6 protein-coding genes are annotated in these 12,348 nt (G+C 72.6%); all 6 read left to right on the top strand.

Going from position 1 to position 12,348, the window contains the following annotated elements; all coding sequences use genetic code 11:
• Window positions 1–135: 135 nt before the first annotated feature.
• The 6 genes from ACGFX4_RS35870 to ACGFX4_RS35845 all read left to right on the top strand — a co-directional run bounded on the left by ACGFX4_RS35870 (window position 136) and on the right by ACGFX4_RS35845 (window position 12,324).
• Window positions 136–2,493: a M4 family metallopeptidase gene (locus tag ACGFX4_RS35870; RefSeq protein ID WP_393083924.1), complete on the top strand. Its 2,358-nt coding sequence runs from the start codon at window positions 136–138 to the stop codon at window positions 2,491–2,493.
• Window positions 2,494–3,038: 545 nt separating this feature from the next.
• Window positions 3,039–4,187: a hypothetical protein gene (locus tag ACGFX4_RS35865; protein ID WP_393083921.1), complete on the top strand. Its 1,149-nt coding sequence runs from the start codon at window positions 3,039–3,041 to the stop codon at window positions 4,185–4,187.
• A gap of 339 nt (window positions 4,188–4,526) precedes the next feature.
• On the top strand, window positions 4,527–5,504 hold the full coding sequence (locus ACGFX4_RS35860; RefSeq protein WP_393083918.1) for a hypothetical protein: 978 nt from the start codon (window positions 4,527–4,529) through the stop codon (window positions 5,502–5,504).
• 61 nt (window positions 5,505–5,565) lie between these two features.
• Entirely contained in the window at window positions 5,566–7,449 is a 1,884-nt protein-coding gene (locus ACGFX4_RS35855; RefSeq protein WP_393083915.1) for an HSP90 family protein, read from the top strand.
• Window positions 7,449–10,340, top strand: a complete 2,892-nt coding sequence (locus tag ACGFX4_RS35850) for a hypothetical protein (RefSeq protein ID WP_393083912.1) — start codon at window positions 7,449–7,451, stop codon at window positions 10,338–10,340. The genes ACGFX4_RS35855 and ACGFX4_RS35850 overlap by 1 nt, the downstream gene beginning before the upstream one ends.
• A gap of 499 nt (window positions 10,341–10,839) precedes the next feature.
• On the top strand, window positions 10,840–12,324 hold the full coding sequence (locus tag ACGFX4_RS35845) for a glycoside hydrolase family 6 protein (protein WP_393083909.1): 1,485 nt from the start codon (window positions 10,840–10,842) through the stop codon (window positions 12,322–12,324).
• The last annotated feature ends 24 nt before the right edge of the window (window positions 12,325–12,348 follow it).

The following is a 12,348-nucleotide window of genomic DNA, read 5'->3' as shown; positions in this document are numbered from 1 at the left end:
GCCGGGCACAGGCGACCTGTCACGGTCCGCTCTGCACGTGCGCGTGTTTCCCGTTCCCGGGCCGGCACCGAATCCAGGGCGACTCATGAGGCCGTTCCTGCGTGCCGTCCCCCATCCCCCAGGGAGGGCCGCCAGTTGCACACCCAGGCCAGAAAAGCCCGACGCCACAGCACAGTCCGCTCCGGCACATCGGTGCTCGCCGCCGCCGGGCTCGTGATCGCCGGTCTGACCGCCGCCGGCACGGCTGCCGTGGCAGCGCCGCCGCCCGCACCGGAATCCTCGCAGCAACTGGCCGTCCAGGGCGCCGACTCGCTGGTGGCCGCCCGTCCGGCCTTCCTGCTCGCCGGCCCCCAGGAGCAGTTCGTCCGGGGTCAGGTCGTCTCCTCGGGCGGGACGCAGTACGTGCCCTACGAGCGCACGTACTCGGGCGTGCCGGTGGTCGGCGGCGACTTCGTCGTGGTGACCGACGGCGCCGGGCACGTCACGTACAACTCGGTCGCCCAGCAGCACGCGATCGGCGCGCTGTCGACCAGCCCGAGCCTGAGCCCCGCCCAGGCCGAGAAGGTGGCGTCGGCGCAGCTGAAGTCGGTGTCCGAGGTTGAAGGCACCCGGCTGGTGGTGTACGCGCTGGGCGACGCTCCGGCCACCCTGGCCTGGGAGTCCACGGTGAACGGCGTCGGCGACGACGGTCACAGCCGGCTGAGCGTGGACGTCGACGCCCGCACCGGCGCCGTGCTGCGCACCCAGGAGCACGTCCTGCACGGCAGCGGCACCGGCGCCTGGAACGGCCCCGCGCCGCTCACCATCAACACCACGTCCTCCGGCGGCAAGTTCACGATGAGCCCCACCAACATCACGAACATGCCGTGCCAGGACGCCGCGAACAACACGACGTTCAGCAAGACCACCGACACCTGGGGCAACGGCGACGCCACCAGCAAGGAGACCGGCTGCGTCGACGCCGAGTACGTGGCGCAGGGCGAGTTCCGGATGCTCTCGCAGTGGCTGGGCCGCAACGGCATGGACGGCAGCGGCGGCGCCTGGCCGATCCGGGTGGGCCTGGCCGACGTCAACGCCTACTACGACGGCACTCAGGTCCAGATCGGGCACAACAATGCCAACCAGTGGATCAGCGCGGCCGACGTCCTCGCCCACGAGATGGGCCACGGCATCGACGACCACACCCCCGGCGGCATCTCCGGCGGCGGCACCCAGGAGTTCATCGCCGATGTGTACGGCGCGTCGACCGAGTTCTTCATGAACGAGCCCTCGCCGTACGCCGTGCCGGACTTCCTGGTCGGCAACCAGGTCAACCTGGTGGGCACCGGCCCGATCCGCAACATGTACAACCCGTCGCTGATCAAGAGCAACCCGAACTGCTACTCCAGCAGCATCCCGAGCACCGAGGTGCACGCCGCGGCCGGCCCCGGCAACCACTGGTTCTACCTGCTCGCGCAAGGCTCGAACCCGCCGGGCGGTCCGACCAGCCCCACCTGCAACGGCTCCGCCGTCACCGGCGGCGTCGGGGTGCAGAACGCGCTCAAGATCGTGTACAACGCCCAGCTCATGAAGACCAGCTCCAGCTCGTACCTGAAGTACCGCACGTGGACGCTGCAGGCGGCCAAGACCCTCGACCCGTCCTGCGGCCAGTTCAACACCGTCAAGGCTGCCTGGGACGCCGTCAGCGTCCCCGCCCAGTCGGGCGACCCGACCTGCGCGGTCGCCGGCAACGACTTCTCGATGGCGGTCTCGCCGAGCGCCGGTTCGGTCAACCCCGGCAGCTCGCTGACCGCCACCGTGTCCACCACGCTCACCAACGGCTCGGCACAGACCGTGAACCTGTCCGCCTCGGGCCTGCCCGCGGGCGCCACCGCGTCGTTCAACCCGGCCTCCGTCTCGACCGGCGGCACCTCCCAGCTGACCGTCAACACGGCTGCCTCGACGCCGCCCGGCACCTACCCGGTCACCATCACCGGCACCGGGACGTCGACCAGCCACACGGCCACCTTCTCGCTGACCGTCAACGGCACCTCCACCTGCACCCCGGCCCAGCTGCTCGGCAACGCGGGCTTCGAGACCGGCTCCGCCGCCCCGTGGACCGCCACCAGCGGCGTGGTCGACAACAGCGCCTCGCAGGCTGCCCACGGCGGCTCCTGGAAGGCCTGGCTGAACGGCTACGGCTCGGCCCACACCGACTCGGTGTCGCAGACCGTCTCGATCCCGGCCGGCTGCAAGGCGACCCTGAGCTACTGGCTGCACATCGACACCGCCGAGACCACCACCACGACCCAGTACGACAAGCTGACCGTGACCGTCAACGGCACCACGGTGGCCACGTACTCCAACCTCAACAAGGCGACCGGCTACGCCCAGAAGACCGTCGACCTGTCGGCCTACGCGGGCCAGACGATCACCCTGAAGTTCAACGGCGTGGAGGACTCCTCCCTCCAGACCAGCTTCGTGATCGACGACACCGCGATCCAGACCAGCTGAACCTGAACGGGTAGGACTCAAGGGCCTGGCGGCCGCAGCCGCCAGGCCCTCGTGCGGTCAGGGAACCCCTGGCTCCGGCAGTCGACACCCGCGCCCCGGCGCAGCGCGCCCGGCGTGGTGCCGCGCCTGCGGCGCACGAGCGGGCCCCGCGGATCACATGAGGTGGCCGCCCTCCGGCTGCGGTCCTACCTGACCGTATGCTCCGCAGACCTGCCCCGGAGCCGGGCAGAAGCCCGCGACCGTCATCGGGAGGTTGCCCGGTCACCGGTTGCGGACCCGGGTCGACTGCCCGCGCCGGGCCTTCACGGCGCGTCCCGACCGAGCGGCTGACTGCCCATGGGTCTTGTGGCGCGGGGGCGGTTGACGGCGGTGCGGCCGGACGCCGGTCGGGGAGAGCGCCGGATCCCCCTGCCGGTTGTCCGGACGCACCGCCCGAGATCCTCGGGGCCGTCGGGGGCCGCCGGCCCCGGGCGATCAGCAGGGTTTCCGGCGAGGGCCGGAATCACGGTTGCCGCGGCCCGTCCGAGCCGCGATGATCTCCGCCCGTGACACACTTCCTCACGCCCCTCGTCGTCCTCCTGGTCATCGTCGCGTTCCGCAGCATGCGAAGCGGTTCCGGCGGCGTCCCCTCCCGCTCGAAGTCCGGAGCCGTCCGCCGGGCGCCGGTGTCGTTCGACGCGGCCGCATACGGGCTGGTGCCGCGCGAGGCGCTGGACCCGCGCCGGTCGGGGCCGCCGCAGAGCGAGGCCGTGCTCAAGGAGTCGCAGGCGCTGGCGAGTACGGCCTGGGGCGGCGACTGGCGGGCCGCCGCCGAGCACATCAAGGCGGCCGGGACCGACTGGGACGAGCACTGGGACCGTTTCGAGCTGCTGCGGGCGATCGCCCGTGAGGACGACGCGTGGCTGAACACGTGGCGCAAGGCCGACCCGGACGACTGCAACGCGGCCGCTCTGGAGGCGGACCTGATGGTCCACCGCGCGTGGGCGATCAGGGGCTCGGGGTACGCCGGCGAGGTGCCGGCGGAGCGGATGGCCGAGTTCCGGGCGCTGCTCCCTGCGGCGATCGAGGCGGGGCACCGGGCCGCGCTGCTGGCTCCTGACAACCCTGCACCGTGGGTGGTGATGGTGACCGCGGCGCGCGGCGCGCAGTTCAAGCCGGACCGCTTCCAGCCGCTGTGGGACGGCCTGGTGGCCCGGGCGCCGCACCACTACGAGGGTCACTGGCAGGGGATGCAGTACTGGTGCGCCAAGTGGTACGGCTCCAACACGCAGATGATGGAGTTCGCCGAGCGGGCCATGGACACGGCCCCGGCCGGGAGCCCTCTCGCGGGCATCTACCTCCATGCCCTGACGGAGTTGCAGGAGCGCCGCTCCGCACTCCCGGCCGGCTCCGAGGCGCGGCACCGCTTGTGGGCGGTCGCGGACGCGCTGGCGCAGGTGCCTGCCGACAACGGCAAGGTGCCGGGCCTGCGGCAGCTGCTCGCCTACTTCCTCGGTGAGGCCGGCATGTACGAGGCGGCGGTGGAGCAGTTCCGGCTGATCGGCCGCTGGTGCGGGGCTTCGGTGTGGTCCGATCAGGGCGATCCGATCGAGGCGTTCCACGCCGCTCGCGCGGTGGCCGTGGAGAAGGCGAAGCTCAAGCCGCTCCCGCTGGAGGAACGGCCCATCAAGAACCTGGATGCTGCTCAGCACTGATTCGGGCGCCCCCGTCCGGGGCATCCGGGACTGTCGGCTGCACGGATCCATCGGGTTCGGACTGCCCGCTGGTTGCAGGACCGGGAAGCTTCGATGTGCCGCTGTGCCGTCGCGGCGGTCGGCGAACGCCCTTCCGTTCCGTGAACGGGACGCGCGTTTCCGGTTCCCCGCCCGCCGTGGTCGACAGCCAGGTGCGGTGCTGTCGCTCGCTCGTGATATGACATGCGTTCGAATGACGGTGGACGTACGCGATCCACTCTTTCGTCCGACGTTACCTGCACACATACGAACACGTGCCGCGACCGGAAAGCCCGCGGGCGGCACTGAGGGGGCTGCGCCATGTCGATTCTCGGACGCCTGCTCGGACGTCGGTCCGGCCGCGAGGTGGCACCCGTGGTCGACCCGGCCTGCGGTGACGAGGGCCTGCGACTGATGCTGGCCCAGGCCGAGGCCGGTGACTGGCCTGCGCTGCGCAGCGGCCTGGCCGCCGTCGAGGACCAGACCGACCTCACCTGGCTGCTGGACCGGATCGCCGGCACCTCCCGAAGCGAGGAGTGGCTGGCCGAGGCCGTCGCCGACGAGCCCGACTCCGCGCTGCCGCTGCTGCTCTCCGGCGCCCGCCATGTCTCCTGGGCCTGGGAGGCCCGCACCCGCGCCCGCGCCCAGTACGTCAGCCGCGAGCAGTGGCAGGTGTTCGGCGAGCGCCTGGAGATCGCCGAGCGGCAGCTTTTCGAGGTGGCCGAGCGTGAGCCGTCCTGGCTCGCCCCCTGGTACTTCCTGCAGATCAGCGGCCGGGGTGCCTCGCTGGGCCCGGACGTCGCGCGCTACCGGTTCGAGGCCGCGCTGCGCCGTGTTCCCGACCACCTCGGCTCGCACCAGCAGCGGCTCCAGCAGTTGTGCGCCAAGTGGGGCGGCTCGCACGAGGAGATGCATCGGTTCGCCAGGACTGCGATGCTCTCCGCGCCCGAGGGCAGCCCGCTGGGCGAGCTGGTGGCGCTCGCCTGCATCGAGCAGTGGCTCGACCTCGACAGCGGCGACGACCGCGCCTACATCGCCGGCCCGGCCACCCGTGAGCGTCTCCACGAGGCGGCCGAGCGGTCGGTGCTGCACCCCGCCTACGGCCGTCCGCGCGGCTGGCAGCGCGCGTTCAACACCTTCGCCATGGCGTTCTCGATCGCCGGCCAACCCGCCACGGCCCACCAGCTCTTCTGCCAACTCGGCGACACGGTGACCAAGTCCCCGTGGGACTACCTCGACAACTCTCCCGCCGAAGCCTTTGCGACCTACCGGAACGCCGCCGCCCGCACCGCATCCTGAGCTGCCCGGATCCGCCGCCCCGAGCCTCCTTTCCCCACCGAACCGAAAGAGCCCCGACCAGGTGTCACCGACCGACCGCACCCAGAACACCACCTCCGGCACGGCGCCCTCCACGCACACCTTCCAAGTCGACCTGCGCGGCGTGGTGGACCTGCTCTCCCACCACCTGTACTCCAGCCCCCGCGTCTACCTGCGGGAGCTGCTCCAGAATGCGGTGGACGCCATCTCCGCCCGCCGGGCACTCGACCCCGACGCCCCCGCCCGGATCACCATCCGGGCGGACGAGGACCTCACCGTCACCGACACCGGAGTCGGCCTCACCGAGGCCGACGTGCACACTTTCCTCGCCACCATCGGACGCAGTTCCAAGCGCACCGCCCAAGGCGGCTTCGACAACTCCGGTCTGTCGGCCGCCCGCGCCGACTTCATCGGCCAGTTCGGCATCGGCCTGCTCGCATGCTTCGTGGTGGCCGACGAGATCACGGTCGTCAGCCGCTCCGCCAAGTCTCCGGACGCCCCCGTCGTCGAGTGGCGCGGCCACTCGGACGGCCGTTACACGATCGCCACCCTGCCCTCCTCCGCGAAGCCCGAGCCGGGCACCACCGTTCGGCTCACCCCGCGCTCCGACGCCACCCAATGGACCAGGCACGGCCAGGTCGTCGAGCTCGCCCGGCACTACGGCAGCCTGCTGCGCCACGAGGTCACCGTCACCGACGCCCGGGGCGACGTCACGCACATCAACGCGCCCGCGCCGTGGGAGGTCCGGCACGGCTCGCCGCTCGCCCGCCGTGAAGCACTGAACGCCTACTGTCGCGACACCTTCGACTTCACCCCGCTCGACACCATCGAGCTCGACCTGCCGCTGGTCGGCCTGCGCGGCGCGGCGTACGTGCTGCCCGACGCCGCCCCGCCCTCCCGGCGGGCCGGCCATCGGGTCCACCTCAAGGGCATGCTGGTGTCGGACCAGGCCGACGACCTGCTGCCCGAATGGGCGTTCTTCGTGCGCTGCGTCGTCGACGCGGACGGGTTGCGTCCCACCGCCTCGCGTGAGGCCCTGTACGCGGACGACACCCTCGCCGCCGTCCGCGACGCGCTCGGCGCGCGGATCCGGGACTGGCTCACGGGCCTGTCCGCGAGCGACCCGGCCCTGCTGCACCGCTTCCTCGGCATCCACCACCTCGCCGTCAAGGCACTCGCCCGTTACGACGACGACCTGCTGCGGATGCTGCTGCCGTGGCTGCCGTTCGAGACCACCGACGGCAACGTCACCCTTGACGAGTTCGCCCGCGCCCACCCGGTGATCCTGGTGGCCCGCACCGTCGAGGAGTTCCGCCAGGTCGCGCCCGTCGCAGGCGCCGCCGGTCTCGGCGTCGTCAACGGCGGCTACACCTACGACAGCGATCTGGTGCACCGCCTGCCCGAGATCCGGCCCGGCACGTCCGTGGCCGACCTCGATCCCGGCACCGTGACGGCCCACCTCGACGCCGTCGACCCGTCCGCCGAGCTCGCCGCCGCCGCGTTCCTCGCCACCGCACGCGAGGTCGTCGGCCGCTTCGACTGCGACGTCGCCCTGCGCAGCTTCCACCCCGCGAGCGCCCCCGCCCTGCTGCTCGACAACCGAGATGCCCGGCACGAGCGCACCCGCGCCCGACTGGCCGACGAGGCCGACGGCCTGTGGGCGGACATCCTGGGCTCGCTGCGCGCCCAGGTGCCACGCGCGCAACTCGTCCTCAACCACCTCAACCCACTGGTCCGACGCGCCGCCTCGATCACCGACAAGGAACTCGCGGTCATCGCCGCCGAGGCGCTCTACGGGCAGGCCGTCCTGCTGACCCGCCGCCCGCTGACCGCCGGTGAGAGCGCCTTGCTCAACCGGTCCTTCATCGGCCTGCTCGACCACGCCATGCTCGGCCGCGAGACGGCCGACCCGCACAAGGAGTCCTGATGACGGACACCCCCGAGGCGCTCGCCGACGCGCTGCGCGCCAACGACGCCCGCCCCTACGGGCGCCCGCGCACCGTCACCGCCGAGGACCTCGCCGAAGCGGCCGAGCAGTTCCCCGACCGCCGCGACCTCCAGGTCCTGGCGCTGATGGACCTCATGGAGGCCTACGAGTACGACGGAGAGCCCCGCAAGGCCCCGGTCGTGTTCGCCCGCATCCTGAAGCTGTGGGACACCCACCCCGACGACTTCAGCGAGTGGGCCCGCGCGCAGGTGTTCTGGCGCTTCAAGTGGGTCGCCTCCGCCCTCGTCTCCACCCCGGACGTGCCGCTCGCGGCGATCGAACGCTGGCACGGAGAGATGCGTTCCCGGTACGAGGCCGCCGGACACGACCTGCAGCCGTACTACGCCCGGCTTTTCCGTCTCGCCTCGCACATCGGTGTGGGTGTCGAGGACGCCTTCGACCTGTGGGTGACCCGTCCGCGCTCGCAGATGAGCGACTGCACGGCCTGCGAGATCCGGGCCCGGGCCCGCCACCACGTGCGCCGCGGCGACGACGCCCGTGCGCTGGAGGAGTGGCAGCCCGTCCTGACCGGCGAAAGCACCTGCTCCGAGGAGCCCTGGACCAGCCACGCCGCCGCCCTCCTGCCGCTGCTGCGCCAGGGCCGGCTGGACGAGGCCCGTTCCAGCCACCTCGTGGGCTACCGCGCAGCCCGAGGCAAGTCCAGCACCGCGACCCAGATCGGCGAGCACCTGGAGTTCTGCGCGCTGTCCGGCAACGAGCCACGCGGGCTCGAGATCCTTGCCGAGAACCGTGCCCTGTTCGCCGGCCAGGGCGATCCGCTGTCCTTCCTCGGCCTCCTGACCGGCACGGAGCTCCTGACCGCGCGACTCACCGCACAGGGCCACGGCGAGCTGCCGGCCGCCGGCCCCGCCGGTCGTACCTGGACGGTCGCGTCCCTGCACGCCCATGTCCGGGCCGAGGCCGAGGCGCTCGCCGCCCGCTTCGACACCCGCAACGGCACCACCGCCGTAGGCGAGCAGCGGCTCGCCCGGCTCGCCCGTCAACCGCTGGTCGACCAGCCGCTCGCGCTCGGGGTTCGTACCGTCACCCAGGTGCCTGCCACCGCCGTCCCGGCACCCCGCCCCGAGGCCGAGCCCGTCCCGGAGGACTTCACCACCCTCGTGCTCCGCGCCCGCGAACTCGACCGCCTGGACCACCCGGACGCCCATACCCTGTGGGAACGCGTGGCCTCCGTGATCAGCGCCGACGGCTACATCCACGCCGAAACGCCGGAGGTCGGCCCGATCGAGCGGCTCCAGGGCGACCTGGCCGACGAGCGCGCCCAGCGGGCCTTCGAGCGCGAGGACTGGCGGGCCGCCCACCCCGAACTCCTCGCCGCCGCCGACCTGTACGAGCGGGCCGGGCTGCCCGGCCGGGCACTGGTGATGCGCACCCGGGCGCTCGTCGCCCACCTCGGGCACGAGGACGACGCCCGGCCCGACTGGCCCGCCCTCGACGAAGCTCTGCGCGACGCCGAACGGCTGGATGCCGAGGACCGCCTGGCAGTCATGCACAGCTTCACCTACGCGGCCTACCGAGAGCTCAGCGATGCGCTGCCCGAGCCGTCCGACGAGGTCGCCGCCCGGTTCGAGAAGGCCCTCGCGGCGTACCGCGACGAGAGCATCGCACTGGGCATCCCGCACCGGATCGCCACTGCCCGCCAGTACACCGCCGACATGGCGGCCCGCCAGGGGCGCCTCGACGAGGCCCGGACCGAACTCGTCGCAGCCCTGGATCAGCTGGAACAGAACGCGCTGCCGTGGCGGACGGCCCGCCCGCTGGGGCTGCTCGGCCAGGTCGAACTGGTCCGCGGCGAACCGGCCCGGGCGATCGAGGTCCTGAACCGGGCTCTGGCCACGGCCGCCCGCTGGCACGACACCGTCTTCCCCCACGGTCCGACGCACCTGATGCTTGGCCACGCATGCCAGCACACCGGCGACCCGGCAGGCGCCGCCCGATCCTTCACCGAAGCCGCTGCCCGCTTCGACCGCGACGGCGCGGCCGAGGAGGCGGCTGGCGCGCGCGTCCAACTCGCCTCGGTGCTGAACGAGAGCGGACGGGTCGCCGACGCCGTCGCCGTACTGGAGTCGGTGCTGCTGGAGGCCGAAGCCGCGAGCTTGGACGAGCGGCAGCGGGCGCAGGTCCGACTCGATCTGGCACGCGGGCTGATGGCACTGGAGGAGTACCGGGAGGCCGCCGAGGAGTACCTGCGGCTCGCCGAGCAGGTGTCCGCCTGGGAGGACGGCCAGGACATCCACACCATGGTCGCCTGCGAGGCCACGCTCGCTCTCGCCGAAGCCGGCCGCTGGGACGCCGCGGAGACCGCCTGCGAGCGTGCCCTCGCCGCCCACGCGCTGGCACCGCGCGCCGACCAGGTCTGCGGCATGCTCCAGCAGTTGGCCCGCCTGACCATGCAGGCTCGTGGCACCGACGGCCTGGAGGACACCCTGGCCCGTCTCGAGCTGGCCGACGAGGTGAACCGGCGTGCCGAGGCCGCCGGCCACGCGATCACCGCCTGGTACCAGCGCGGGGTGGGCCACTACGAGCGCGCCCGCGCCCTCGCCTTCGCCGACCGCTCCGAGGAAGCGCTGGCCCAGGCCGAGGCCGCGATCGCCGCCCACGAAGCCGGCGGCAAGGAGGGCGAGGAGCCCCGCGCCGAGGCACTGCGAATGGCCGCCCTGATCGAGGGCCGCAGTCTCGGCCGCACGGACGCCGCCCGGACCCGACTGGCCGCCGGCATACGGCGCTGTGAGCAGGCCGGACTGCCGGAGGCAGCACGCGTCCTCGCCGCCCTGAACGACCGCCTGGCCGAGGAGACCACGGACGGCTGAGCCGGTCCGCGGTAGCGGCACCACGACGACGGCCGGGGCCCCGTGGCGACCCCACCCGGGGACCCGGCCGGACAGCGCCGACCGTCACGCGACCAGGTCCCGGCCGCTACGACGACGACTCGGCGGAGACGATCGAGAAGATCTCGCGCAGGCGAGGCGGCCTCCCGGGCCGACCGGCTCCGGCGCGCCTCCCAGCGGCGCGCCTCCCACCGGGGCGATGCCGCCTCACGACGCGGCGGTCAGGCGGGATCGGCCACGGGGCATGGGTAAATCCTGGCCGGCACGGGAGCGCTCCCATCCAGGCACTCCGGACGGTCCGTCGAAGCTATCGAAATTGCCTCTGCACAAGGGATTACGTGAACGAGATCGGCTCGCTACGATCGGCCCCGGTCATGCGGGAGCGCTCCCACAGCGGTTCGTCCCTCGCCCTCGCCCCTGCTCCCCCGCGGACCACCCGATCCAGGCCCTCTCCCACCCGAGAGCAACACGGAGGACCCCAGTGAGCACCTCCCCCGGCATCCGCCGTGCCGCCCCTGCACCCGGCACGCACACCGCCCGCACCGCGCCCCGCCGGCGCGCCGCCGTCCTCGCCCTGGCAGCCGGCGCGACCGCCGCCGCCGTGGTGCTGACCGGCCAGACCGGTGCGACCGCCGCCGTCCAGGGCAGCCTGCCCGCGAGCACGCAGTTCTACAGGGACCCGACCTCCCAGGTCGTCAAGTGGGCAGCCGCGAACCCCAACGACTCCCGCACCCCAGTGATCTCCAAGCGGGTCGCCAGCCAGCCGCAGGGCATTTGGTTCGCCAACTACAGGCCGGACACCATCACCTCCGACGTCCGCACGGTCACCTCGGCCGCCGCCTCGGCCGGACAGGTGCCGGTGCTGGTCGCCTACATGATCCCCAACCGGGACTGCGGCGGTGCCTCCGCCGGCGGCGCCCCCGACCTCGCCGCGTACGACGCGTGGGTCACCAAGTTCGCCGCGGGCCTCGGCAGCGGCCGGTCCGTCGTCGTCCTGGAGCCCGACTCGATCGCGCTCACCACCTGCCTCTCCTCCTCCGAACTGGCCGGCCGCTACGCCTCGCTCTCCCGAGCGGGCGCCGCCATCCACGCCGCCGCGCCGAACGCGAAGGTCTACTACGACGCCGGCCACTCCGCCTGGAACAGCGCCTCCGAGCAGGCCAACCGCCTGCGCAGTGCGGGCGCCGTCACCAACGGCGACGGCTTCTTCAGCAACGTCTCCAACTTCAACGCCACCGGCAACGAGGTCGCCTTCGCGAAGAACGTCCTCTCGGCGCTCGGCAACCCGTCGACCATGCATGCCGTCATCGACACCAGCCGCAACGGCAACGGCCCCGCGGGCAGCCAGTGGTGCGACCCCTCCGGCCGAAAGATCGGCAACTACCCGACGGCCGCGACCAACGACACCGCGATCGACGCCTTCCTGTGGGTAAAGCCCCCGGGCGAGGCGGACGGCTGCGCGGCGGCGGCCGGCCAGTTCGTGCCGGACATCGCGTACCAGCTCGCCGTCAACGCCGCCGACCCGGTCGGCCAGCCGTCCACCCCGCCGACCTCGCAGCCGCCGACGTCCCAGCCACCGACCTCGCAGCCACCGACCTCGCAGCCCCCGACGTCCCAGCCCCCGACCTCACAGCCGCCCACGGGCACCGCGAGTTGCGCGATCACCTACAAGGCCAACTCCTGGACGGGAGGCTTCACCGCCGACGTGACCGTCAAGAACACCGGCACCGCCGCGCTCAGCGGCTGGACACTCAAGTGGACATACCCCGGTGACCAGAGAATCACCAGCGCCTGGAACGCGACCGTCACCCAGTCCGGCGCGGCCGTGACCGCAACGGACCTGGGCTACAACGGCGGCCTCGCCGCCGGTGGTTCCACCAGCTTCGGCTTCCAGGGCACCTTCGCCACCAGCAACGCCGCGCCGACCGCCTACACCCTGAACGGCGCCACCTGCACGACGGCCTGACGCGCCGCCGTACCGTCGCGGGCC

The organism is Kitasatospora sp. NPDC048365, assembly GCF_043200835.1.
GTDB lineage: Bacteria > Actinomycetota > Actinomycetes > Streptomycetales > Streptomycetaceae > Kitasatospora > Kitasatospora terrestris.
The sequence above is the reverse complement of the archived record's forward strand: the minus strand, read 5'-3'. Positions and strand labels throughout refer to the sequence as shown.

Bases quoted from the DNA above. Each gene is read 5' to 3' on its own strand.
- ACGFX4_RS35860 (WP_393083918.1), top strand. From the start codon at position 4,527: ATGTCGATTCTCGGACGCCTGCTCGGACGTCGGTCCGGCCGCGAGGTG.
- ACGFX4_RS35850 (WP_393083912.1), top strand. From the start codon at position 7,449: ATGACGGACACCCCCGAGGCGCTCGCCGACGCGCTGCGCGCCAACGAC.